The 25,633-nt window shown below is 60.0% G+C and carries 19 protein-coding genes; 1 reads left to right on the top strand and 18 read right to left on the bottom strand.

Annotation, left to right across the window (positions count from 1 at the left end; all coding sequences use genetic code 11):
- Positions 1–376: 376 nt before the first annotated feature.
- The 10 genes from gcvT to arcD (D8U69_RS29055) all read right to left on the bottom strand — a co-directional run bounded on the left by gcvT (position 377) and on the right by arcD (D8U69_RS29055) (position 13,747).
- A complete protein-coding gene (gene gcvT / locus D8U69_RS29100) occupies positions 377–1,501 on the bottom strand; it encodes a glycine cleavage system aminomethyltransferase GcvT (RefSeq protein WP_056852651.1) in 1,125 nt (374 codons plus the stop codon).
- 36 nt (positions 1,502–1,537) lie between these two features.
- Positions 1,538–2,914 carry an L-serine ammonia-lyase gene (locus D8U69_RS29095; RefSeq protein WP_056852650.1) on the bottom strand — a complete coding sequence of 459 codons (1,377 nt, stop codon included), beginning with the start codon at positions 2,912–2,914 and terminating at the stop codon, positions 1,538–1,540.
- Between the two features lie 202 nt (positions 2,915–3,116).
- Positions 3,117–5,969, bottom strand: coding sequence for an aminomethyl-transferring glycine dehydrogenase (gene gcvP / locus D8U69_RS29090; protein ID WP_130908647.1), 2,853 nt, complete (start codon positions 5,967–5,969; stop codon positions 3,117–3,119).
- A gap of 11 nt (positions 5,970–5,980) precedes the next feature.
- Positions 5,981–6,364 (bottom strand): glycine cleavage system protein GcvH, encoded by a 384-nt coding sequence (gene gcvH / locus D8U69_RS29085; RefSeq protein WP_056852648.1) that lies wholly within the window; start codon positions 6,362–6,364, stop codon positions 5,981–5,983.
- Positions 6,365–6,791: 427 nt separating this feature from the next.
- The gene (locus D8U69_RS29080; RefSeq protein ID WP_056852647.1) at positions 6,792–8,300 is read right to left on the bottom strand and encodes a sigma-54-dependent transcriptional regulator; all 1,509 of its coding nucleotides are present in this window, start codon (positions 8,298–8,300) and stop codon (positions 6,792–6,794) included.
- A gap of 204 nt (positions 8,301–8,504) precedes the next feature.
- Positions 8,505–8,867 carry a DUF5064 family protein gene (locus D8U69_RS29075; RefSeq protein WP_056852646.1) on the bottom strand — a complete coding sequence of 121 codons (363 nt, stop codon included), beginning with the start codon at positions 8,865–8,867 and terminating at the stop codon, positions 8,505–8,507.
- A gap of 12 nt (positions 8,868–8,879) precedes the next feature.
- Positions 8,880–9,809 (bottom strand): carbamate kinase, encoded by a 930-nt coding sequence (arcC, locus tag D8U69_RS29070; RefSeq protein WP_056852645.1) that lies wholly within the window; start codon positions 9,807–9,809, stop codon positions 8,880–8,882.
- A 150-nt stretch (positions 9,810–9,959) separates the two neighbouring features.
- On the bottom strand, positions 9,960–10,970 hold the full coding sequence (locus D8U69_RS29065; RefSeq protein ID WP_056852644.1) for an ornithine carbamoyltransferase: 1,011 nt from the start codon (positions 10,968–10,970) through the stop codon (positions 9,960–9,962).
- A gap of 69 nt (positions 10,971–11,039) precedes the next feature.
- Positions 11,040–12,296 carry an arginine deiminase gene (gene arcA / locus D8U69_RS29060; RefSeq protein WP_056852643.1) on the bottom strand — a complete coding sequence of 419 codons (1,257 nt, stop codon included), beginning with the start codon at positions 12,294–12,296 and terminating at the stop codon, positions 11,040–11,042.
- A gap of 23 nt (positions 12,297–12,319) precedes the next feature.
- Complete coding sequence (arcD, locus tag D8U69_RS29055) at positions 12,320–13,747, bottom strand: arginine-ornithine antiporter (protein WP_056852642.1); 1,428 nt, start codon at positions 13,745–13,747, stop codon at positions 12,320–12,322.
- A 422-nt stretch (positions 13,748–14,169) separates the two neighbouring features.
- Between arcD (D8U69_RS29055) and arcD (D8U69_RS29050) the strand changes: the two genes are divergently transcribed.
- Complete coding sequence (gene arcD / locus D8U69_RS29050) at positions 14,170–15,597, top strand: arginine-ornithine antiporter (RefSeq protein ID WP_056852641.1); 1,428 nt, start codon at positions 14,170–14,172, stop codon at positions 15,595–15,597.
- 199 nt (positions 15,598–15,796) lie between these two features.
- Here the strand turns inward: arcD (D8U69_RS29050) and D8U69_RS29045 are convergent, their stop codons facing one another.
- The 8 genes from D8U69_RS29045 to gap form a co-directional block, all read right to left on the bottom strand.
- Positions 15,797–17,935, bottom strand: a complete 2,139-nt coding sequence (locus D8U69_RS29045) for a methyl-accepting chemotaxis protein (protein WP_130908646.1) — start codon at positions 17,933–17,935, stop codon at positions 15,797–15,799.
- 200 nt (positions 17,936–18,135) lie between these two features.
- The gene (locus D8U69_RS29040; RefSeq protein ID WP_056852640.1) at positions 18,136–18,525 is read right to left on the bottom strand and encodes a YbaN family protein; all 390 of its coding nucleotides are present in this window, start codon (positions 18,523–18,525) and stop codon (positions 18,136–18,138) included.
- A gap of 159 nt (positions 18,526–18,684) precedes the next feature.
- On the bottom strand, positions 18,685–19,293 hold the full coding sequence (locus D8U69_RS29035) for a biliverdin-producing heme oxygenase (RefSeq protein ID WP_130908645.1): 609 nt from the start codon (positions 19,291–19,293) through the stop codon (positions 18,685–18,687).
- A 115-nt stretch (positions 19,294–19,408) separates the two neighbouring features.
- Positions 19,409–22,000, bottom strand: a complete 2,592-nt coding sequence (locus D8U69_RS29030; RefSeq protein ID WP_130908644.1) for a TonB-dependent receptor — start codon at positions 21,998–22,000, stop codon at positions 19,409–19,411.
- Between the two features lie 122 nt (positions 22,001–22,122).
- Positions 22,123–23,088 carry a FecR domain-containing protein gene (locus tag D8U69_RS29025; protein ID WP_130908643.1) on the bottom strand — a complete coding sequence of 322 codons (966 nt, stop codon included), beginning with the start codon at positions 23,086–23,088 and terminating at the stop codon, positions 22,123–22,125.
- A gap of 102 nt (positions 23,089–23,190) precedes the next feature.
- Positions 23,191–23,709 carry a sigma-70 family RNA polymerase sigma factor gene (locus D8U69_RS29020; RefSeq protein WP_130908642.1) on the bottom strand — a complete coding sequence of 173 codons (519 nt, stop codon included), beginning with the start codon at positions 23,707–23,709 and terminating at the stop codon, positions 23,191–23,193.
- Between the two features lie 78 nt (positions 23,710–23,787).
- A complete protein-coding gene (locus D8U69_RS29015) occupies positions 23,788–24,252 on the bottom strand; it encodes a methylglyoxal synthase (protein ID WP_056852634.1) in 465 nt (154 codons plus the stop codon).
- Positions 24,253–24,422: 170 nt separating this feature from the next.
- Complete coding sequence (gene gap / locus D8U69_RS29010) at positions 24,423–25,424, bottom strand: type I glyceraldehyde-3-phosphate dehydrogenase (RefSeq protein WP_056852633.1); 1,002 nt, start codon at positions 25,422–25,424, stop codon at positions 24,423–24,425.
- Positions 25,425–25,633: the final 209 nt, after the last annotated feature.

Below are 25,633 nucleotides of genomic sequence, written 5' to 3'. Positions count from 1 at the left end.
AATGACAGTCTCCTTCTCATGAAAGAGTACTGGGGCTGGTTGCAGGAGAGTAAGAAGACGTCGAACGGGATGTAGCTAACTTGTAGGCTACTGCCCAGGTCACGATTCCAAGCGACCCATGCAAACACAGTGAACAAACTCTACGCCAACTACGGGAGAAAAAACAAGCCCTGTGAAAGGCCCGGATTTGCTCACGTTGACGGCCTGATATGCCAACTAGTGCTGGCTTATGCGACAGAGCTGTTCAATTGTTTTCGATCGTTATAAGCAAAGTTCATAATCGAAGCTTAAAGCCAAACGATGCACTATTTTATGGCAGTTGCGTTACACATTAGTGCGTTGTAAACGCAACCGCGTTACTTATAGGAACAGTCAATCAGCCGCGGTAGTAGCGTTGTGGAACAAATGGCATTTTGCTTACAAGCAAAGCCACCTTTTTCCCACGAACAATCGCCCAGACGGGTGTATCGATCGCGACGTACGCGCTGTCGATGTAACCCATGGCCAATGGCGCACCCAAGGTTGGCCCGAAACCACCGCTGCAGACGCTGCCGATGATCTCGCCGGCTTCGTTGACGATCTCCGCCCCTTCGCGCACTGGCGTCCGTTCCTGCGGTAGCAGGCCGACACGTTTGCGGCTGACTCCGCCCTGTTGCTGGGCGAATACGGTTTCAGCCCCCGGGAAACCACCGGCACGCGCACCGTCGGCCCGACGCGGCTTGGAAATGGCCCACAACAGGCTGGCTTCGATGGGGGTGGTGTCGGTGTTCATGTCATGGCCGTACAGGCACAAGCCAGCTTCCAGGCGCAGGGAGTCACGCGCGCCGAGGCCAATGGCTTCAACTTCCGGTTCCGCCAGCAGTGCGCGGGTCAGGGCTTCGGCGTTGGCGGCCGGCACGGAAATTTCGAAACCGTCTTCGCCGGTGTAACCCGAGCGGCTGACAAAACAGTCCACACCCAGCAGTTTTACCCGGGCGAACTGCATGAAGGTCATCTTCGCCACTTCCGGTGCCAGACGTGCCAGTACCGTCACGGCCGCCGGTCCTTGGAGGGCGAGCAGGGCGCGCTCCTCGAACAGTGGCTCGATGGTGCACTGCTCGCCAATGTGCTTGCGCAGATGCGCCAGGTCTTGATCCTTGCAGGCAGCGTTGACCACCAGGAACAGTTCGTCGTTACCCAGGTTGGCGACCATCAGGTCGTCGAGGATGCCGCCGCTTTCGTTGGTGAACATTGCATAACGCTGCATGCCCACGGGCAAGTCGATGATATCCACCGGAACCAGGGTTTCCAGGGCCTTGGCGGCATTGGCGCCGGTCAGGCGAATCTGGCCCATGTGCGACACATCGAACAGACCGGCCTGATCGCGGGTGTGCTGGTGTTCTTTCATCACGCCCAAGGGATATTGCACAGGCATGTCATAGCCGGCGAACGGCACCATGCGCGCGCCGAGTTCGATGTGCAGAGCATGCAACGGGGTTTTCAACAGTTGTTCGGTGGACATATTCAGCTCCTGAAGAAGAGTGCAGATGAGCGCGCATCAGCACTCGATAATGTTGACCGCCAAACCGCCACGGGCGGTTTCCTTGTATTTGCTTTTCATGTCGGCGCCGGTCTGGCGCATGGTGCGAATGACCTTGTCGAGGGAAACGAAATGTTGACCGTCACCACGCATGGCCATGCGCACGGCATTGATGGCCTTGACCGAACCCATGGCATTGCGTTCGATACAAGGCACTTGCACCAACCCGCCAATCGGGTCGCAAGTCAGGCCGAGGTTATGTTCCATGCCGATTTCCGCGGCGTTTTCGACTTGCTGCACGGTGCCGCCCAGGACCTCGCACAGGGCACCGGCCGCCATTGAGCAGGCGACGCCCACTTCGCCCTGACAGCCGACTTCGGCGCCGGAGATCGAGGCGTTTTCCTTGTACAAAATGCCGATGGCCGCCGCGGTCAGCAAAAAACGCACGACGCCGTCGTCATTCGCGGTCGGGATGAAGCGCATGTAGTAATGGAGGACGGCAGGAATGATCCCGGCTGCACCATTGGTGGGCGCAGTGACGACGCGTCCGCCGTTGGCGTTTTCTTCGTTGACCGCCAGGGCGTACAGGTTGACCCAGTCCAGCACCGAGAGCGGGTCACGCAAGGACGATTCCGGGTTTTTGCACAGCTGCCGATGCAGCGCGGCGGCCCGGCGCTTGACCTTCAAGCCTCCGGGGAGGATGCCTTCGTTGCGGCAGCCGGCGGCGACGCAGTCCTGCATGACCTGCCAGATTTTCAGGAGGCCGGCACGGGTCTCCGCTTCCGGGCGCCAGGCGCTTTCGTTGGTCAGCATCACCTGGCTGATGGACAAGCCGTAAGTGGCGCAGTGACCGAGCAGTTCCTTGGCGGTTTTGAAGGGAAATGTCAGGGGTGTGGCGTCTTCGACGATGCGGTCGGCGCCGGCGGCGTCTTCGTCGACGACAAAACCGCCGCCGACCGAGTAGTACTCGCGGCTGCGGATTTGCAGCCCGGCTGCGTCGAATGCACGGAAAATCATGCCGTTGGGATGGTAAGCCAACGGTTTGCGAATCATCGCCAGGTGTTCTTTTTCATTGAATGCAATGCTGTGTTCGCCGAGCAGGTTCAGCTGTCCGCTGCCACGAATGGCTTGCAGGCGTGCGGCCACGGTTTCGGTGTCGACGGTGTCCGGGTGTTCGCCTTCCAGCCCCAGCAGCACGGCTTTGTCGCTGCCGTGGCCTTTACCGGTGGCGCCGAGTGAACCGTACAGCTCAACTTTGACGCAGGTGGTCGCGGCCAACAGTTTTTCGCGGCGCAAGCCTTCGACGAAACGCGCGGCTGCGCGCATCGGACCGACGGTGTGGGAGCTGGAGGGGCCGATGCCAATCTTGAACAGGTCGAACACGCTTAAAGACATGGTTGTTCTCCGGTTTCTTCTTATAGGAGTTGGCGGAATTCAGGCGTGATGCATTCCTTGTGGGAGCTGGCTTGCCAGCGATGGCGATGGATCAGGCAGCAAAAATGTCGACTGACCCACCGCTATCGCTGGCAAGCCAGCTCCCACAGGGTTTTGTGGTGTTCTTAAGCGCGGGGGCGAGCAAACCCGCCCCCTCATCTGATTAAGCGTAGCTTTCGATCGACGGGCAGGCGCAGACCAGGTTGCGATCGCCGAACACGTTGTCGACACGACCGACCGGTGGCCAGTATTTGCCTTCGATCAGCGAGGCAACCGGGTACACCGCTTGTTCGCGGCTGTACGGGTGCGACCACTCACCGACCAGCTCCGCCGCCGTGTGCGGGGCGTTTTTCAGTGGGTTGTCGTCCTTGTCCAGGGTGCCGTTTTCCACCGCGCGAATTTCTTCGCGGATGCGGATCATGGCGTCGCAGAAGCGGTCCAGTTCTTCCTTGGATTCACTTTCGGTCGGCTCGATCATCAGCGTGCCGGCCACCGGGAACGACATGGTCGGGGCGTGGAAGCCGAAGTCGATCAAGCGTTTGGCTACGTCATCAACGCTGATGCCGCTGCTGTCTTTCAGCGGACGCAGATCAAGGATGCACTCGTGCGCCACCAGGCCGTTGCTGCCGGTGTACAGCACTGGGTAGTGCTCTTCCAGGCGACGGGAAATGTAGTTGGCGTTGAGGATCGCCAGCTGCGAAGCACGCTTCAAGCCTGCGCCACCCATCATGCGAATGTACATCCAGGTAATCGGCAGAATGCTTGCGCTACCGAACGGTGCCGCGCAGACCGCGCCTTCCTTGCGTGCCATCTGGGCGTGGCCCGGCAGGAACGGAGTCAGGTGCGATTTCACGCCGATCGGGCCGACGCCCGGGCCGCCACCGCCGTGCGGGATGCAGAAGGTTTTGTGCAGGTTCAGGTGCGAGACATCGCCGCCGAACTTGCCTGGCGCGCAGAGGCCAACCATCGCGTTCATGTTGGCGCCGTCGATGTACACCTGGCCGCCGTTGTCATGAATGATGCCGCAGATTTCGCGGATGCCTTCTTCGAACACGCCGTGGGTCGACGGGTAGGTGATCATCAGCGCGGCGAGGTGTTCGCGGTGCTCGATGGCCTTGGCGCGAAGGTCTTCGATGTCGACGTTGCCACGGGCATCGCAGGCGGTGACGACAACGCGCATGCCGGCCATTTGTGCGGTGGCCGGGTTGGTGCCGTGGGCCGACGACGGGATCAGGCAGATGTCGCGACGGTCTTCGCCACGGCTCTGGTGGTAGGCGCGAATCGCCAACAGACCCGCGTATTCACCTTGGGAACCGGCGTTCGGTTGCAGCGAGATCGAGTCGTAACCGGTGGCGGCGCAGAGCATCGCTTCGAGTTCGTCGGTCAGTTGCTGATAACCGGCGTTTTGCTCGGCCGGGGCAAACGGGTGCAGGGCGCCGAATTCAGCCCAGGTCACCGGGATCATTTCACTGGCAGCATTGAGCTTCATGGTGCACGAACCCAGCGGGATCATGGTGCGATCCAGGGCCAGGTCTTTGTCGGCCAGCTTGCGCAGGTAGCGCATCAGCTCGGTTTCCGAGTGATAGCGGTTGAACACCGGATGGCTGAGGATTGGCGACTGACGTACCAGCGTGGCCGGGATGGTGCTCTGCACCGAGGCGGCGAGGGCGGCGAAGTCCGGCAGGGTCTTGCCGTTGGACAGCAGGCTCCAGAGGGTTTCAACGTCGGCCTGGGTGCTGGTTTCGTCAAGGGACAGGCCCAGACGTTCAGCGTCGACGACGCGCAGGTTGATCTGCTGGGCGCGCGCCTGATCGTGCAGTCTGGCGGTGTCGGCGCCGGCATTGATCGTCAGGGTGTCGAAGAAGTTTTTCTGTTCGACGTTCAGCCCCAGAGCGGTCAAGCCCTTGGCCAGGATCGCGGTCAGGTGATGGACGCGATTGGCGATTTGGGTCAGGCCTTTAGGGCCGTGGTAAACAGCGTACATGCTGGCGATGTTGGCCAGTAGCACTTGCGCGGTGCAGATGTTGGACGTGGCCTTCTCGCGGCGGATGTGTTGTTCGCGGGTTTGCATGGCCAGGCGCAGGGCCGGCTTGCCGAAACGGTCCACGGAAACACCGACCAGACGGCCCGGCATGTCGCGCTTGAACGCATCGCGGGTGGAGAAGTAGGCCGCGTGCGGACCACCGAAGCCCAGCGGCACGCCGAAGCGTTGCGCGCTGCCGATGGCCACGTCGGCGCCGAATTCGCCCGGCGGGGTCAGCACGGTCAGGGCCAGCAGGTCGGCGGCCACGGCCACCAGAGCGTTGGCGGCGTGGAAGCGCTCGGTCAGTTCGCGGTAGTCGAACACGTCACCGTTGCTTGCCGGGTACTGCAGCAGGGCACCGAAGAACGGCGTCACGTCGGTCAGTTCACGCTCGTCGCCAACCACCACGTCGATGCCCAACGGCTCGGCACGGGTGCGCAGCACGTCAAGAGTCTGCGGGAGGCAATGCGCGGAGGCGAAGAATTGGTGGCTGCCTTTGTTCTTGCTCAAGCGTTTGCAGAAGGTCATGGCTTCAGCAGCGGCAGTGGCTTCGTCGAGCAGCGAAGCGTTGGCGATCGGCAGGCCGGTGAGGTCGCTGATCAGGGTCTGGAAGTTCAGCAGCGCTTCGAGACGGCCTTGGGAGATTTCTGGCTGGTACGGGGTGTAAGCGGTGTACCAGGCTGGATTTTCCAGGAGGTTGCGCAGGATCGGCGACGGCGTGTGGGTGCCGTAGTAACCCTGGCCGATGAAAGTCTTGAACAGCTGGTTCTTGCCGGCGATGGACTTGATCAACGCCAAGGCATCGGCTTCGCTCAGACCGTCTTCCAGGCCGAGTACGCTGGTGCCCTTGATGCTGTCGGGAATCACGCTGGCGCTCAGGGCTTCCAGGGAATCGAAGCCCAGGCTGTTGAGCATGGCTTGCTCGTCACCGGCGCGCGGGCCGATGTGACGGGCGATGAATTCGTTGGCGGTCGTCAAATTGATTTGCGTCATGTCAGTGCTCCTCAGGCTTCGGCTTGGGCTTTGATCAGGCGGTCGTAGGCGTCCTGATCCAGCAGTTGGCCGACAGCGTTGGCGTCGCTTGGCTTGAAACGGAAGAACCAGCCTTCGCCCAGCGGATCTTCGTTGACCAGCTCAGGGCTGCTGTCCAGCGCCGGGTTGACTTCCAGCACTTCGCCGTCCAGCGGCATGTACACGCCGCTGGCGGCTTTTACCGATTCCACGGTGGCGGCTTCGGCGCCTTTGTCGTAGGACTGCAGCTCAGGCAGTTGTACGAAAACCACGTCGCCCAGGGCGTTCTGGGCGAAAGCGGTGATACCGACTGTGACGCTGCCGTCAGCTTCGGTGCGCAGCCATTCGTGATCTTCAGTAAAACGCAACTCGCTCATGGAAACTCCTAAGGGGCCAGACTCATCTGGTGGACGCGATTGAATGCTTGGGCGATGCCCTGGTTATGAGCGTCTACTTAGCAAGAATACGGCCAATGTTGTTTTTCTTATTTGGATCAATGATTTAGCGGGATTCGGAGTTCCAGGGTGAGGGGGCGCTGTAGCGAAATCGATACGGCAATTATCAAGGATAAAAGCTGAGGTGGATCAAAGCCTTGCGCAGCCGTGATCGGGGCGGAGTGTAGCGATATCGTTCCGCTGTAGCGCTTTCAGTACAGGTGGAGGTCGCTTTTGAATAGATCGTTCCCACGCTCTGCGTGGGAATGCCACTTGTGACGCTCTGCGTCACGCTGTGGGACGCAGAGCGTCCCGGGCTGCATTCCCACGCGGAGCGTGGGAACGATCATCAAACGATCAATCAAACGCTCTACGGCTTATTGGGGATGCCGTACTTGCGCAACCGATGAGCGATGGCGGTATGCGAGGTTTGCAGGCGGCTGGCCAGTTGGCGGGTCGAGGGGTAGCTGACGTAGAGTTTTTCCAGCAGGTTTTTCTCGAACGCGTCCATGGCCTGTTCCAGGCTGTCGACGTCCTGATCGCTCTGGCGTGCCACCGAGGTGCCGGCGATGTCGAGGTCGCCGATGTCCACCAGGCTGCTTTCGCAGATGGCGGCGGCGCGGAAGATTACGTTTTGCAGTTGCCGCACATTGCCCGGCCAGCGGTTGCCGAGCAAAGCCGGATAAGTGCCCGGCGCCAGGCGACAGACCGGACGCTGGATTTGGGCGCACGCCTGCTGCATGAAATAGCGGGCCAACAACAGGATGTCCTGGCCACGTTCGCGCAGCGGCGGCACTTCGACATTGAGCACGTTGAGCCGATAGAACAGGTCTTCGCGAAACAGGCCTTCGCTGACCATTTTTTCCAGGTCGCGGTGGGTCGCACTGAGGATCCGTACGTTGACCTTGACCTCTCGATCACCGCCCACCCGCCGGAAGCTGCCGTCGTTGAGAAAACGCAGCAATTTGGCCTGCAAGTACGGCGACATCTCGCCGATCTCGTCGAGAAATACCGTGCCTTGGTTGGCCAGCTCCATCAGCCCCGGCTTGCCGCCCCGTTGCGCGCCGGTGAAGGCGCCGGGTGCATAGCCGAACAGCTCGCTTTCGGCGAGGTTTTCCGGCAAGGCCGCACAGTTCAACGCCAGAAACGGCGAGCTGTGCCGCGCACTGATGGCGTGACAGGCGCGGGCCACCAGCTCCTTGCCAGTACCGGTTTCGCCCTGGATCAACAGCGGCGCATCGAGGGCCGCCACCCGTTGTGCGCGGACTTTGAGCGTGCGAATGACCGGCGATTCACCCAGCAGCGCATCGAAACCTTCGGCGTGGTCGTGGTGCAGCGCCGACAGCCGTTCGCCAATGCGATTGGGTTGATAGAGGGTCAGCAACGCGCCAGCGTCGGTGATGGGCGTGGCATCCAGCAATAAAGTCTGGCCGTTGACCGTGATTTCGCGCAGCGGCAGACGAAAACCGTGTTCGAGCAGGGCGTCGAGCAACGCCGGATCGGAAAACAGCTCGGCAATGCTTTCACCGGCCGGTTCGCGACCGTACAGGGCGATCAATGCCGGGTTGGCCAGCAGCACTTTGCCGGCGCTGTCCAATGCCAGCACCGGGTCAGTCATGGCCGCCAGCAACGCATCGAGCTGCAGGTGTCGGCGCTGGCCGGGCAGGATGTCGACCACGGTGACCGCTTGCACGCCGCGCACGCTGAACAGCGCATCCCGTAACTCTTCGAGCACTTGCGGGCTCAGGGTCGGCGCGTCGATATAGACGTTGGGCGGGACCATTTCCACCGCATCCAGATTGAGATTGCGCCCACCGAGCAGGGCCAGGACTTCCTGGGTAATGCCGACGCGGTCGATGAAGCTGACGTGGATACGCATGGGACGCTTTCGGGTTCTGGATTACGGAGGGTGGCAAGTATGCCTTGGAGCAGGGGGTAAGGTGAAATCCAGAGCGGGATGATGATCGTTCCCACGCTCTGCGTGGTAACGCTGCCATGGACGCTCCGCGTCCACACTGACGCGGAGCGTCGGGGGATGCATTCCCACGCCGGAGCGTGGGAACGATCAGCAGAGGTACCTGAGTTACTCGAAGTGTTCGAGGTTGACCGGGTCGCCGGATTTCATATTCAACTGCTGCCGGATGTCTTCAAACATCAGATCGTAATGCTTGTGGACAGAGCCGATCTGGCTGTGGGTCTTGGGAATTCCGTACTTTTCGGCGATTTTCGTCACGTTGCTGGCGAAGTTGTAGGCTTCCTCTTTCGGCAGGAAGAACGGCTCCGACACGTCCTTGCCCTGAATGCTGCCATGCAAGGTGAACTGGATGCCTTTTTCCCCTTTGGCATTCTTGCTGACTTCATAATCGAGGTGCACGTTGTAGCTGACATCATCCGGGGTCAGCGCATGACGTTCGATGTGCAAGTGTCCCGGCTCGAATTGTGCCATTCACGTCTCTCCTTACAGGTAGGTAATGCCAGGTGTCGCGGTGCTGATGCGGGTGCCAGCCTTGCCCTGGACGATCGATTCGATGTCGGCGAGTGAGCCGATCACCGCGACTTTTCCAGTATGGCGTGCGAACTCGCAGGCTGCCTGCACCTTTGGTCCCATGGAGCCTGCGGCGAAGCCGAGTTTTTCCATTTCGTCCGGGTGAGCCTGAGCGATGGATTTCTGGGTGGGTTTACCGAAGTCGACAAACGCCGCGTTGACGTCGGTGGCGATCACCAGCAAATCGGCTTCAAGCTGTTCGGCCAGCAGCGCCGAGCACAGGTCCTTGTCGATGACCGCCTCGACACCTTCGAGCTTGCCGGGGGCGGTGTACATGGTCGGAATGCCGCCACCGCCGGCGCAAATCACGATGCTGCTTTTTTCCAGCAGCCACTTGATCGGGCGTATTTCAAAGATGCGTTTCGGTCTGGGGCTGGCGACTACCCGGCGATATTTGTCGCCGTCCGGGGCGATTGCCCAGCCTTTTTCGGCAGCCAGTTTTTCTGCCTCGGCCTTGGTGTACACCGGGCCGATGGGTTTGGTGGGGTTCTGGAAGGCCGGGTCATTGGCATCGACTTCGACCTGCGTCAGCAGGGTCGCGAACGGCACTTCGAAGTCCAGCAGGTTGCCCAGTTCCTGTTCGATGATGTAGCCGATCATGCCTTCGGTTTCGGCACCGAGCACGTCCAGCGGATAGGGAGAAACCGAGGTGTAGGCCGCGGCCTGCAATGACAACAGCCCGACCTGCGGGCCATTGCCGTGGGCGATGACCAGTTGGTTGCCGGCGTGGATCTTGGCGATCTGCTCGGTGGCGATCCGGATGTTGGCGCGCTGGTTGTCAGCGGTCATCGGTTCACCCCGACGGAGCAGGGCGTTACCGCCCAGTGCAACGACGATACGCATGGTGGTTGTCCTTTTAGAGTCGGTGATCCTGGATCGTTCCCACGGTCCCCGTGGGAATGCATCTGGTGACGCTCCGCGTCACATCGGACGCGGAGCGTCCGTGGCGGCATTCCCACGCAGAGCGTGGGAACGATCGTTTGGGGGCAGTCCTTACAAATCAGCCAGCGTCGACACCAGAATCGCCTTGATGGTGTGCATGCGGTTTTCCGCTTGCTCGAAGGCAATGCACGCCGGCGACTCGAAGACGTCATCGGTCACTTCGATACCGTTCTTCAGGTGTGGATACTGCTCGGCGATCTGTTTGCCGACCTTGGTGTCGCTGTTGTGGAAGGCCGGCAGGCAGTGCATGAACTTGGTGCGCGGGTTGCCGGTGGCTTTCATCAGTTCGGCGTTGACCTGATACGGCAGCAGTTGCTGAATGCGCTCGGCCCAGGCCTCCACGGGTTCGCCCATCGACACCCAGACATCGGTGTGAATGAAGTCCACGCCTTTGACGGCGGCTTTCGGGTCTTCGGTGAGGGTGATGCGGGCACCGCTTTCTTCACCGTACTGTTTGCAGCGGGCCACCAGGTCGTCCGCCGGCCACAAGGCTTTCGGCGCGCAGATGCGTACGTCCATGCCGAGCTTGGCACCGATCAGCAGCAGCGAGTTGCCCATGTTGTTGCGGGCGTCGCCGAGGTAGGCGTAGCTGATGTCGTGGATCGGTTTGTCGGCATGTTCACGCATGGTCAGCACGTCGGCAATCATTTGCGTCGGGTGATATTCATCGGTCAAACCGTTGAACACCGGGACCCCGGCAAACTTGGCCAGTTCTTCGACGATCTCCTGTTTGAAACCACGGTATTCGATCGCGTCGTACATGCGCCCCAGTACGCGGGCGGTGTCCTTCATGCTTTCCTTGTGGCCGATCTGCGAAGAGTTGGGATCGATGTAGGTGACGTTGGCACCCTGGTCATAGGCCGCGACTTCGAACGCACAGCGGGTGCGGGTCGAGGTTTTTTCGAAGATCAGCGCGATGTTGTTGCCCTTGAGGTGCTGCTGTTCGGTGCCGGTGTATTTGGCGCGCTTGAGGTCGCGGGACAGGTCGAGCAGGTAACGCAATTCGCGAGGGGTGTGGTGTTCCAGGCTCAGCAGATTGCGGTTATGAATATTGAACGCCATTTTGGATCTCCTAAGGTGTCGGTTATCCCTTCGGCCCACACTCGGTAAGTGCGGGCCGAAGTTAATAGGTTAGTAGTCGATCGGATCGCGGATGATCGGGCAGGTCATGCAGTGGCCGCCGCCGCGACCGCGTCCGAGTTCGCCGGCGCTGATGGTGATCACTTCCACCCCGGCCTTGCGCAGCAGAGTATTGGTGTAGGTATTGCGGTCGTAGCCGATGACCACCCCCGGTTCCACGGCCACCACGTTGTTGCCGTCATCCCATTGCTCGCGTTCGGCGGCGAAGCTGTTGCCGCCGGTTTCGACGACGCGCAGGGCCTTGAGGTTGAGGGCCTTGGCCACGGTGTCGAGGAAGTTGGTTTCTTCGCGACGGATGTCGATGCCGCCCGGTTTGCTTTCGTCGGGGCGAAGGGTGAAGGCAACAATCTGGTTCACCACTTCCGGGAAGATCGTCACCACATCGCGGTCGCAGAAACTGAACACGGTGTCCAGGTGCATCGCCGCGCGGGATTTCGGCAGGCCGGCGACGATGACCTTCTCGACGGCTTTGTTCTTGAACAGGTTGACCGCCAGTTGGCCGATGGCCTGGCGGGATGAGCGTTCGCCCATGCCGATCAACACCACGCCGTTGCCGATCGGCATCACGTCGCCGCCTTCGAGGGTGGAACTGCCGTGGTCCTTGTCCGGGTCGCCATACCAGATTTCGAATTCGGCGTTGGTGAACTGCGGATGGAATTTGTAGATGGCGGTGGTCAACAGGGTTTCCTGGCGACGCGCCGGCCAGTACATAGGGTTGAGGGTGACGCCACCGTAGATCCAGCAGGTGGTGTCGCGGGTGAACTGGGTGTTGGGCAGCGGCGGCAGGATGAAGCTGGAGTGGCCGAGGAATTCACGGAACATCTGGATGGTCTTGCCGCCGAAACTGTCCGGCAGGTCATCGGCAGAGACCCCGCCAATCAGGAACTCGGCGATCTTGCGCGGCTCCAGGCTGCGCAGCCATGAACTCGTTTCATTGATCAAGCCCAGGCCCACCGAATCGGCGGTGATCTTGCGTTGCAGAATCCAGTCCAGGGCTTCGGGGATGGCGACGATGTCGGTCAACAAGTTGTGCATTTCCAGCACATCGACATTGCGCTCACGCATCTTGGTGACGAAATCGAAATGGTCGCGCTTGGCCTGAGCCACCCACAGTACGTCGTCGAACAGCAGTTCGTCGCAGTTGTTCGGGGTCAAACGCTGGTGGGCAAGCCCGGGGGAGCAAACCATGACTTTGCGCAATTTGCCGGCTTCGGAATGGACGCCGTACTTAACTTTTTCCGTGGTCATTTCAGTGATCCTCCAGCTACAAATTACAGGGTCAGAAAGCCGTCATAGAGACCGTAGGCCGCTACCAGCGCGCCCACGACCACCGCGGCGAAAATCAGTTTCTCGACGTTGGTGAACACCGGTTTGTCGAGTTCCAGCTTGGCCTTGGCGAACAGGATGGCGCCGGGTGCGTAGAGCAGGGCCGAGAGCAGCAGGTACTTGATACCGCCGGCATAGAGCAGCCAGACCGCGTAAATCAACGCGATGGCGCCGATGATCAGATCCTTCTGCCGTTCACCCGCCGCGCCTTCATAGGTTTCGCCGCGTACCGCCAACAGCAGGGCATAGGCGGCCGACCACAGGTATGGCACCAGAATCATCGAGGTGGCGAGGTAGATCAGCGACAGGTAAGTGCTGGCCGAGAACAGCGTGATGATCAGGAACACCTGAACCATGGCGTTGGTCAGCCACAGCGCATTGACCGGCACCTGATTGGCGTTTTCCTTGCGCAGGAAGGCCGGCATGGTGTGGTCCTTCGCGGCGGCGAACATGATCTCCGCACACAGCAGCACCCATGACAACAGCGCACCAAGCAGGGAAATGATCAGGCCGACACTGATCAGTACCGCCCCCCATTTACCCACCACATGCTCGAGCACGGCGGCCATCGACGGGTTCTGCAGCTTGGCCAGTTCCGGTTGAGTCAGGATGCCCAGCGACAGCACGTTCACCAGCACCAGAATGAGCAGCACGGAAATAAAGCCGATCACCGTGGCCTTACCCACATCACTGCGTTTTTCCGCACGCGCCGAGAAAATGCTCGCACCTTCAATGCCGATGAACACCCAGACGGTGACCAGCATCATGTTGCGCACCTGATCCATCACGCTGCCCAGGTCAGGGTTTTTCAGGCCCCAGATGTCGGCGGTGAAGATGTCCAGTTTGAACGCGAACACGGCAATCAGGATGAACAGCACCAGCGGCACAATCTTGGCTACGGTGGTGACCAGGTTGATGAAGGCGGCTTCCTTGATCCCGCGCAGCACCAGCAGATGGACGGCCCAGAGCAGGACAGAGGCGCCAATCACTGCAGCCACCGTGTTGCCCTCACCGAAGACCGGGAAGAAGTAACCCAGGGTGCTGAACAGCAGGACGAAATAGCCGACGTTGCCCAGCCAGGCGCTGATCCAGTAGCCCCAGGCGGAAGAAAAGCCCATGTAGTCGCCGAAGCCGGCCTTGGCGTAGGCGTAGACACCACCGTCGAGGTCAGGCTTGCGGTTGGCCAGGGTCTGGAACACAAAAGCGAGCGTCAGCATACCCACGGCGGTGATGGCCCAGCCAATCAGAATGGCGCCGACGTCAGCACTGGCGGCCATGTTCTGTGGCAAAGAAAAAATCCCTCCACCTATCATTGAACCAACTACCAGGGCAACCAGTGCTCCCAGTCGAAGTTTTCCAGGGGTTTCAGACATTGCATGACTCCATTGCAGATGAAGAGGGTTAACAGCTTGGTTCTGTTTACAACTCAATCAGCTGACATGGATCAGTGCATGCTCACATTGTGGATAAAAGCTCACCAAATATTCGCAGGCACAAGTCAGCATTCTGAAAAGCCTGTCCTAGAGGCGTCGTGTTTTAAGTATTTAACGGATCGTGTTGCTGCTTTATGACGCTAGTTCGTTTTTAGGCGGACGCAAACTTTGCGGAGGTAAATTCAGTAGCAAATAGTTTTATTGAGGGGCACGGTTAAAGCGAATCGCTATAAAAAAGGGTAAATCTATAAGCGCTCAGTAAGAGTCGTAAATTGGCGTTAACGAATAAAGGTTATTACGCTCTACCCAATTAGATAATAAGAAGATAACCCGGTATTTTCCGAGCCATTGGAGGCGCAACAATGTCGCAAACCCAGCAAAAGCTTCGCCTGAGCGCGCTGATCGCTCTGGTCGTGGGCTCGATGATTGGCGGTGGAATATTTTCCTTGCCGCAGAACATGGCCGCCAAAGCCGATGCCGGTGCGATATTGATTGGTTGGGCAATCACCGCCGTCGGCATGCTGACCCTGGCGTTTGTGTTCCAGACCCTGGCCAATCGCAAACCGGAGCTGGACTCGGGGGTGTACGCCTACGCCAAGGCCGGCTTTGGCGATTACATGGGGTTTTCCTCGGCATGGGGTTACTGGATCAGCGCCTGGCTGGGCAACGTCGGCTACTTCGTTTTGCTCTTCAGCACGCTGGGGTTTTTCTTTCCGGTTTTCGGCGAGGGCAATACGCCGATTGCCATTGCCTGTGCCTCGGTGCTGTTGTGGACGGTGCATTTTGTGGTGATGCGCGGAATCAAAGAGGCGGCGTTCATCAACCTGCTGACCACGGTGGCCAAGATCGTGCCGTTGATCCTGTTCATCGTGATTGCTGCGGTGGCGTTCAAGGCCGATGTGTTTACCCGTGACATCTGGGGGCGCAGCAACCCGAGTTTCGGTAGCGTGATGGACCAGGTGCGCAACATGATGCTGGTCACTGTCTTTGTGTTCATCGGTATCGAAGGCGCCAGTGTCTATTCGGCGCGGGCGGAGAAACGTTCGGATGTGGGGCGGGCCACGGTCATTGGTTTTCTCGGTGTGTTGGCGTTACTGGTGCTGGTCAACGTGTTGTCGCTGGGCATCATGAGCCAACCGGAGTTGGCCACCTTGCAGAACCCGTCGCTGGCGTCGGTGCTGGAGCATATCGTCGGCCCTTGGGGCGCGTTGCTGATCAGCGTGGGGCTGGCGATTTCACTGCTGGGCGCGTTGCTCTCCTGGGCGCTGCTGTGTGCCGAGATCCTGTTCGCCACGGCGAAAGACAAGACCATGCCGGCGTTCCTGACCAAGGAAAACGCCAATCATGTGCCGGTCAATGCGCTATGGCTGACCAACGTGATGATTCAGCTGTTCCTGCTGATCACGCTGTTTTCCGCCGGCACCTACACCAGCCTTATTTACCTGGCCTCGTCGATGATTCTGGTGCCGTATCTGTGGTCGGCGGCCTATGCGGTGTTGTTGAGCGGGCGCGGTGAAACCTATGAGCACGCTTCGGCAGAACGGACCAAGGATCTGTTGATCGGCGGCGTGGCCCTGAGTTACGCGGTGTGGTTGTTGTACGCCGGTGGTTTGAAGTATTTGCTGCTCTCGGCCTTGCTGTATGCCCCGGGCGTGATCCTGTTCGCCAAGGCCAGGCGTGAACAGGGCAAACCGCTGTTCACACCGGTCGAGAAGGGCATATTCACCTGTGTCATCTGCGGCGCCGGGTTGGCAGCCTATGGGCTGTACAGCGGGGTGTTGAGGTTGTGAGCACTCCTGCATGGACTGCATCAACCTGCGGGAGTGAGCCCGCTCGCATCGAAGGGCTTGCGCAACGAGAGGCCGAGCATAGATTGATGAAAACCCCTTGCAGGAGCTTAGCTTGCTCGCGATGGCGGCGTGACAGTCAGCTATGCAGTGTCTGACCCTGCGCTATCGCGAGCAAGCTTTGCTCCTGCCGGGTGCGTTTTCAAACGCGGAACTGATCCATCAACTTCATTTGCTGGGTCGTCAGGCTGTTGAGTTGGCTGCTGATGTGCGCCGATTCGGTAGCTTGGCCGGTCAGGGTTTCGGTGACGGTGCGGATCGCCGAGACGTTGCGGTTGACCTCTTCGGCTACGGCGCTTTGCTGTTCCGCGGCGCTGGCGATTTGCAGGTTCATGTCGCTGATCACGGTGACTGCGTCGCTGATTTTGCTCAAGGCCTGCACCGCTTGCTGGATTTGCCCGGCGTTGCTGTGGGCCTGGGTCTGGCTTGAATGCATGGTGGCAACCACGCCGCGTGTGCCGCTCTGGATACGTTCGATCACCAGGCGAATTTCTTCCACCGAGTCCTGGGTGCGTTTGGCCAGGTTGCGCACTTCGTCGGCCACCACCGCAAAACCACGACCGCTCTCGCCGGCACGCGCGGCTTCGATCGCCGCGTTGAGCGCCAGCAGGTTGGTTTGCTCGGCGATACTGCGGATCACCTCCAGCACCGACCCGATCTGCTCGCTGTTGACTGCCAGTGCCTCGACTTCGGTCACAGCCTTGCTGACTTCGTCGGCCAGTTGATTGATGTCGCGGGTGCTGCGCTCGATGATCTGCATGCCATCGCGGGCCGATTGATCGGCGCCTTTGGCGGCGCTTGCCGCATTCGACGCACTGTTGGCGACGTCGTGGGCGGTGGCACTCATCTCATTGGAAGCGGTGGCGACCTGGTCGATTTCGCGGAACTGCACCTGCATGCCTTCGCTGGTTTGACGGGCGATTTCCGAAGACTGGTCAGCGGTGCCGCGAGCGTCAGTGATGCTTTGCTTGATCTGCGCGATGGTCGGTTGCAGCTTGTCGAGGAACCGGTTGAACCAACTGACCAGCTCGCCCAATTCATCCTTCTTGCTGTAGTGCAGACGCTGGGTCAGGTCGCCGTCGCCACTGGCGATCGCCTTGAGCATGTCGGCCACGCTGTTGATCGGCCGGGTCACGCCCGAAGCGGTGAGCCACATCAGCAGCAAGCCGACCAGGCCGGCAATGATTGCCACGAGCACGGCTTTGATCGTGCCACTTTGCTGGGCGTCGTCGAGCACTGATTGCAGCTTCACCGAATCCGCCAGCAGCACTTGCCTGGGCAGGTCGATGACCACGCCCCAGGCTTTGGAATCGGCAATCGGGCTGACCGGGTACACCGCGCGGATCAGGTCACCCTGCTGGAGAATTTTCGCGGTGCCGGCGCCGAGCAGTTGCAAGACATCCTTGCCATCTGCGCCCAGGGTATCGCCGATGCTTTTGCCGACTTTGCTGGCGTCGACGCTGTAGGCCGCCATGACGCCCGTGCCGGAGACAATCAGCATGTGCCCGGCGCTGTTGAACAGTTCACGCTGGGAATCGACCGCCGCAGCTTGCAGGGCGTCGAGCGCGATGTCGATACCGACCACGCCGATGGCTTTGCCCTCAACCAGCAGCGGAACGGAAATGGTGGTCATCAACACTTCCTTGCCACCGACCGTATCGGCGTACGGGTCGAGCAGGCAGGTACGCTTGCTGTCCCGCGGGCAGGTGTACCAGATGTTGTAGGGCGTGCCGCTGAGGTTAAGCGTGGTCTTGGTCATGTCCTCTTCGACCATGATGGTATTGAGCGCTTCACCCCCGGCGCGGCTCCAGTACGTAGCGAAGCGACCCGCCTCGTTGGACTGTCGGGCTGCATCATTGGCGAACTCGCTGTCCTTGCCGTCGAGGCCGTTGGGTTCGAACGCCAGCCAGATCCCCAGCACCTTGCTGTTGCGCTCGAATGCGGTCTTCAAGCTCTGGTTCAACTCTTCGCGCAGGGCACCGGGCTCGAGCGAGCGCTTGGCGGCGAGGTTGCGCATGTCGTTGATCTGATCCGCCAACGCGGTCACTACCGTCAGGGTTTCACCGAACGTCTTCTGCACCCGAACCGCTTGCTCGGCGGCCTTGGCCTGCAGCAAGTCCTGCACGCTGGCGGTGAGCATTCTGCTGCTGGAGTCGCTGACCAGTTCATCGTTCTGATTGGTCTGGTAGAAGTTCATGCCCACGATCAACGCGACGACGCCGAGCAGGCAGAGGCCGGAGAGCAGGACAATTTTCAGGCGGATGGACAGTGAGTCGAACATGGGGCGAGCTCGCGAATGGATGAATAGTTGGCTGTGAGCCGGAGCGGCTCGATCCGCCAAATCCATTTAGCGCCATTCCATCCACATCGGCGCGAAGCCGAGATTGCATGAGCAGCATGCCGACGAACGGTCATGGTTGAACGTTTGCGCGGGAAAATGTGCCGAAAGCAGGCTCAAAAACAGGAAAAATCGCGGTGCATTCAGGTGCGTCGCGTCGGCGATTCAGGCCGCGACCAGATCCACAGATTGCCCAGCCCCATTCCGACGATCGCCAGATAAATCGGCCAGCCATGGTCGAGCATTACCAGCATGAGACCGGCACATAACAGCATGCTGACCGTGGCGCTGACTTTGGCCCGGCGCGCGATGATTCTGCCGTTGCGCCAATTGCTGAGGATGGGACCGAACAATCGATGACTTTCCAGCCAGGCACTCAGGCGTGGCGAACTTTTAGTGGCGGCCCAGGCGGCCAGCAGGATGAATTCGGTGGTCGGCAGGCCGGGAATGACGATGGCGATCAGGCCGATACCCAGGCTGACGTAGGCCAGCAGGCCGAAGAGAACGCGGGTTAGTTTTGAGGAGGCGGGCATGGGCTCAAGGCAGGTATCGAGGCTAGATCAGGATCTGGGGAAGTTGCTCGGTCCCTGTGGGAGCGGGCTCGCCCGCGATAGCATTTTCCAATTCAGCATCTCTAATGGATGTGAAGCCGCCATCGCGGGCAAGCCCGCTCCCACAGGATTTTTATACAGTCAGGCGATTTCCGGGGTGGTGGCGTAAGCCTGTTCCAGCAACACCGTGAACCGATTGAACGCATCGATGGCGCCTTTATCCAGTTCGGCTTCTTCCTCTGCGCTGAGCGACAGTCCATCGAGGGTTTTGACGAAGCTCTTCCAGCCTTGCGCACGACCACCGGCCGGCTCGCCCAAGTGCCGCGCACCAAAGGTTTCGCTCAAACCCAGGCCCACGGCACGCTTGATCAGGAACGCCGCACCCAGCTTCGAGCCTTCGGAAACGAACAGCCAGCCCAGCGCTTGGGCCTTGCCTGGGTTGTTCACCGCACCGGCGACCGGTGCCGGAACGTCGGTGTCCAGGTCCGCCAGGTCGGCCTTGGCCGCTTCGGCGCGGCAGCGAGCGCAGAGGTCCGGGACGATGGCGTTCAGTTGAGCATCGTTGTACAGCGACACCAGTTCCGACTGGAACAGGTACTGCGCCACCACGAAGCGGGCGAAGCTGGCCCGGGATTCAAAAGGCGCGTGGGCTTTGACCAGGGCATCGAGTCTGGTGTGGGGCTCGTGGGTGATCTGGTTCAGGCGTTGGGAACGCAGGCTCGGGGATTGAACGGTGTCCTGAGTGGTCATGACAAATCCTTTGGAAGAAAAAGAAGCGCTTGTTAACGAGACGAATCAGCTCGGGCCAGGCAGTAAAAAACCTCACTGCGCAGCCCTGTGAAGCCGCGCAGAGAGGTGAGGCCAGTCAGATATCCCAGATCAGGTTGATGGCGAAATTGCGACCCGGCTGGGTCAGGCGATCAAGGTTGGCCGGTTGGGTCACCGAGGCTTCGCCGACGCTGTCGTAGCCGCGCACGTCGTCCCACAGCCAGTACTTCTTGTCAGTCAGGTTGTAGATGCCGCCGCTGAGGGTGACGTCGTTGGTCACCTTGTAGAACCCGGTCAGGTCGAGGATGCCGAAGCCCGGCGTCTTGAACTGGCTGCTGACGCCATCCGGCGACTTGAAGTTGCTGTCGTCGACGCGGTCCTTCTTTTTCACCAGGGTCCAGCTGAGCAAGCTGCCGTAGTTGTCCTGGTCGTAACCCAGACCAAACACGCCGGTCAGCGGGTTGACGCTGTTGATCGGCTCGCCATTGTCGTTGTTGCGACCGTAGGCGTAGGCCACCGAGCCCTGGGTATAGAGACCTTGTGGCGCACCCAAGGTATCGAGGTTCAGGCGACCCTTGATTTCTGCGCCCTTGATGGTGGCGTGCTTGATGTTGGCGCTCTGGAAGGTCGGTTGGTCATAACCCGGAGTGACAGCGTCTTCGTTGATGAAGTCGCGGTACTTGTTGTAGAACACCGCCATTTCGAATGAGCCCTGCTCGAAGTTGCCCCGCAGGCCCGTCTCGTAGCTTTGGCTTTTTTCCGGTTCCAGGTCCGGGTTGGGTTCCACGCTGTAACCCGCCGCGGTGTTATCGAAACGCCCGTACAAAGCCTTCGCGGTCGGGGTGCGGAAGCCTTCGGCGTACTGGCCGTACCAGGTGTAGTGTTCTGTCAGGGCGTAGGTCAGGCCGAACTTGGGCGAGACTTTGTGCCAGGTCTTGTTTTCGTCGCTGACGGTGCCGCGACCGTCAGCCGAAACGGTGTTGAGGAATTCGTCGGTGATGTCCGGCTTGAGTTCGGTGTAGTCGTAGCGCAAGCCCGGCAGGAAGGTCCACTTGTTCCAGCTGATCTGATCCTGGGCGAACACGCTGTAGGTGTTGATGGTCGGGTCTGGGAAATCCGAGGATTTTTTCAGCACGTCCGCTGGGCTGCTGGCGCCAATGGCAGTGCAGCCGCGACCGACCGCCAGGCAGGTGCCGTTACCGCTGCGCGAGCCGGTGACTTTCTGTTGCTTGAGGGTGGTGCCGTAAGTCAGCAAGTGCTCGGTGTCGGCAATGCTGAAAGATTTATCCAGCTGCAAATCGAACACCCACTGCTTTTCTTCGTAGAGAGTGTCGCGGGTTCGCAGTACCTGGCGAGTGATCGGGAAATAGAACTCGTCGGTGCTCTGGTCAGTCTTGGCAATCTGATGGTTCAGGCTCCACTTGATATTGTCCGTCAGCAGGCTGTCCAGGGCGAAGCTGTGTTCCAGGCCAAAACGCTCGCGGGTGATCGTGTCGTTACCGGTGCGCCACTGGTACATGCCACCAGGCAAAATGCTCGCCGGGATGGTGGGTGCGCCCTCGAAGAACGGGCCGCCATAGGCACTTTTCTGGTCGCTATCGCGATCGTCCTTGTACTTCTCGTAGGTCAGGCCCAGGCGTGCGTCATCCTGGTAATTCCAGCCGACCTTGGCCAGGACGTTACTGGTGCGTACGTCCTCCGGGTTGGCCGCCGTGCGGCTCAGACCGGTACCGTTGTTGTTGCCATAGGATTCGGTTTCGTGACCGTCGCGCTGGCTGTAATGCAGCAGGCCGTCGAATTGATCGGCACGACCGGCCACGGTGGCGGATTTCAGCCAGCTCTCGTCAGCGGAGCTGTAGCCGGTCTTCAAGCGTGCGCCAACATCCTGGCCGGGCTTGATGATGTCGTCCGGATCGAGGGTGAAGTAGCTGACCGCGCCGCCGATGGCGTTGCTGCCGTAGAGCACCGAAGCGGGGCCGCGGAGGATCTCGACGCGTTTGACGATTTCCGGGTCGACGTAGTTGCGCTGGGTCTTGGCATAGGGGCCGTTGAAGAAACCGTTGGGGACTTCGACCCCGTCAATCTGGGTCAGAACCCGGTTACCGTCGATGCCGCGGATGTTGAAGCCGCTGATCCCGCCGCGGGTGCCGGCACCGCCTACCGAAACGCCCGGCTCGTAGCGCACCAGATCCTTGATGGTATTGACGTTGTTGCGGTCCAGTTCTTCGCGCGTGTGGACAGTGACCGTGCTGGGCACGCTGTCCACCGATTGCTCCTGGCGGGTGGCGCTGATGGTCGTCTGTTGCAGATTGAGCGCGCTGCCGGTGGTGCTACGCTCCAGCACGATGTTGTTGTTACCCAGTTTGCGATAACTCAGGTTGGTCCCCACCAACAGGCGATCCAGGGCTTTGTCCGCAGGCAACGAGCCGCGCACACCCGGCGAAGCGACCCCTTGCGCGAGCTCGGCCGGCAAGCCTACCTGCCAGCCTGTCACGGCGGTAAAGGCATTGAGCGCCGAGACCAGTGATTGCGGCGCGATGGTGAATGCGTAGTCGCCCATTTTGCGGGTCTGCTGTTCGGTAGCAGTAGCCGCCATCAGCGGGGCGCTGCCGGCCATCAGGATGGCGGCGGTCAGCAGCGACAGCACACGGGAAGGTGAAGGGGATTGGCGGGTAAGGCGAGAGGACATCGATAGCGCTCCGTGTCGCACGAATCTTTATAGGTGCTGATTGGCAGGTTTAGATGCGAATCAATTGCATTGGCTATAACGAGACGTACGGGGAACGGCTATCGAGTAAAAATAATTCTCATTCAGTTCAAGATCACCAGCGCCGGGTATTCCTTCAGTTGCGCGGAAGTGATGTGGGCCAGCGAGCGAACCACGTCCAGCGGCTGATCGAGACGATAATTTCCCGTCACGGCAACCGCGGCCAACTGCTCGTTGTTGTTGATGATCCAGCCCGGATAGTAACGACGCAGCTCAGCGAGTACCTGGTTCAGCGGGCAGTTTTCAAACACCAGGCGCCCCTGGACCCACGCCAGGTCGGTGGCTGCATCCAGCTTGGCCGGTCGGTCGAAGCCGTTGGGGCCGATGCGGATGCTCTCTCCGGCGGTCAGGCGAACCCGTGCGTCGTCATGGGTGGCGCGCAAGTCGACATCACCGCGCTGCACGCGAACCTGGGTCACGCCGTCAAGGTAGCGCACGGCAAATGCCGTATCGCGCACGCTGGCGGTAACCAGGCCCGCGTTGATTTCCAGCGGCCGATCACGATGGGGCTGAACCTCGAAAAATGCCTCGCCTTGATACAGACGTGCCTGGCGTTGCTGGTCGTTGATGGTGCTGGAAAACGCCGAGTTGGTGTTGAGCAGGACTTTCGAGCCGTCCTCCAGTTGCAGGCGCTGGCGCTCGCCAACCACGGTCAGGTGATCGGCCTGCAGGCGCATGGGCAGATTGCTGAAGCTGAACAGACCGAGGATCAGCACGGCCGCCGTGGCCAAGGGTTTCCAGTGCGGGCGCAAGCGAGCCAAAAGCGTGACCTTGGCCGGGCGGGCAGCCAGGCTTTGTGCGCATTGCGTGACGTGCGGGCCGTTCCAGATCGCCTGAGCCTTGGCGAACGCGTCGGCATGCGCCGGGTCCGCCGCGAGCCATGCATGGAACTGGCGCGTCTGCTCTTCGCTCGGGCTGTCCAGCACGATCAGCCAGTCCAGGGCCTGGTCCATCGCGTCTGCAGTAGCCTGCGCCGGTGAGGGCGAAGGGGAGCGGTGGGTGTCCGTCACGGTGTTTCCTCGGCAGTGTCTACGCACGGCTGTTTTTGTGGTGAAACTGAAAAGAGCGGCAAGGGTAGCCCTGATGGACAAACCCGTCGAGCCGCAGCCGGTTCAGTGGCCGCTTGACCGTTCGGCGACGCCGATACAGATCGTCATGATCAGTTTCAGTTCCTTCTGCACGGTGCTGAGCGAAACGCCGAGTTTTTCAGCGATCTCCAGATAGCTGTGACCGTGCAGGCGGCTGAGGATGAAAATCTGTTGCTGACGAGGGCTGAGTTGACTGAGGCGCAGGTTCAGACGCTCGAGCAATTTTTCGGCATGGGCGGCGTCTTCGGCGCTGCTGGCGGGGGCGGCAACACTTTGCACCACGTCCACGGGCACGTCCTCGACCATGGTCCGAGAATGGATGCGTCGCGCACGCAAATGGTCCAGTGCCAGATTGCGGGCAGTCTGGAAGACAAACGGTTCAAGATGATCGATGGCCCGCTCACTGAGAGCGCGGGTCACTCGCAGGTAGGTCTCCTGCAACAGGTCTTCGGCGGTGCTGTGATTGTTGACCATTCGCTCCAGCGTGCGCAGCAGGGAGACTCGCTGGGTAATGAAAACGTCGTTGAAGCGCGATTGACTCACGGGAAGACCTGATCCATTTTGAGTTAATGATAATGCTTATCATCCACGCGCATGGTCAAGTCTTGATTTTGTTGATGATTACGCGCGGCCCTGCAAATAGGTCGCGTAATCCGGAATCCGATGCGAGTGTTGTTGATCCATCATCGGGCTGCTGAGCAAATAATCGGCGCTGCATTCATTGCACGCTACCGGAATGTTCCAGACCGCCGCGACCCGCAGCAACGCCTTGATGTCCGGGTCGTGCGGTTGCGGTTCGAATGGGTCCCAGAAGAACACCAGCATGTCGACCCGTTGCTCGGCGATTCGCGCGCCAAGCTGCTGGTCGCCACCCAGTGGGCCGCTGATCATGCTTTCCACTGGCAGATCGAGGCGTTGTTGCAACAACAATCCCGTGGTGCCGGTGGCGACCAGTTCATGCTGGGCGAGACGGTCTTTCTGTCGTGCGGCCCAATCGAGCAGAAATACCTTGCAGTGGTCATGGGCCACCAGGGCGATACGCTTGCGCGCTGCCATGGTTTTTTGCGTGAAGCTGATACCGATCATGGGGTTTTCCACAGGGCGATTTGCGAGGGGGCTGAGGACGCCATCGCCTGCCTGTATGAGCGAGGCTTGCCCGCGAACCCGACACCGCGGTTATTCATTGGTACCGCGTTATCGTTCTTCGCCGACAAGCCTGGCTCCTGCAGGATCGTATAAGGCGCAACAGGCGAAGGTTATTCGGCGTTGCACAGCGCCAGGCAGTTATCGAGCATGCGGTTGGAGAAGCCCCATTCGTTGTCGTACCAGGCCAGTACCTTGAGCAGCTTGCCGCTGGACTTGGTGTGGTTGGCGTCGAAAATCGATGACAGCGGGTTGTGGTTGAAGTCGCTGGAAACCAGCGGCAAGGTGTTGTAACCGAGAATCTTCGAATGCTGGCTGGCGTGCTTGAGCAGGGCGTTGACTTCTTCCGCGCTGGCTTCTTTTTTCAGCTGCACGGTCAGGTCCACCAGCGATACGTTGATCACCGGTACACGCACCGCCATGCCGGTCAGTTTGCCCGCCAGTTCCGGCAGTACCAGACCGACCGCTTCAGCGGCGCCAGTCTTGCTCGGGATCATGTTCTGGGTGGCCGAGCGCGCACGGTACGGGTCGCTGTGGTAAACGTCGGTCAGGTTCTGGTCGTTGGTGTAAGCGTGGATGGTGGTCATCAAACCGCTTTCGATGCCCAACTCGCGGTGCAGCACCTGGGCCACCGGGGCCAGGCAGTTGGTGGTGCACGAGGCGTTGGAAATGATCTGGTGCGATTGGCGCAGAATGTCGTGGTTGACCCCGTAGACCACCGTGGCGTCGGCGCCTTTGGCTGGCGCCGAGATGATCACTTTGCGTGCGCCGGCCGTAATATGCGCGGCAGCCTTGGCGCGGTCGGTGAACAGGCCGGTGCATTCGAACACCACGTCAATTTTTTCCGCGGCCCAGGGCAGGTCGGCCGGGTTGCGAATGGCGCTGACGGCAATACGGTCGCCATTGACGGTCAGGCTTTCCTGATCGTGCTGGACATCCGCGTCGAATGTGCCGTGAACGGTGTCGTATTTGAGCAGGTGCGCATTGATAGCGCTGTCTCCGAGATCGTTGATGGCAACGATCTGCAGATCCTGACGGTAGCCCTGGGTATAGAGTGCGCGCAGGACGTTACGGCCAATCCGGCCAAAACCATTGATTGCAATTCGAAGAGTCATTAACAGCGCCACCGTCGTTTTGTTGTTGGAATTACAAGATTATTCGCAAAAAAATAGAAAACAAGCCTTTTTAGTGGCAATATTTTGTTTTATCTACAACGAGTGACCTGAATCAACTGGTCCGAATGGTCAAAAAAACCGTCTGTCATCCCATCGACACCGGCGTTTGATCAGCATAGACAATCAGGTCGCCACATCCGTTAGCCTGG

The organism is Pseudomonas sp. Sample_16 (assembly GCF_004307665.1).
Lineage (GTDB): Bacteria > Pseudomonadota > Gammaproteobacteria > Pseudomonadales > Pseudomonadaceae > Aquipseudomonas.
This window is presented reverse-complemented; position numbering and strand designations above follow the sequence as displayed.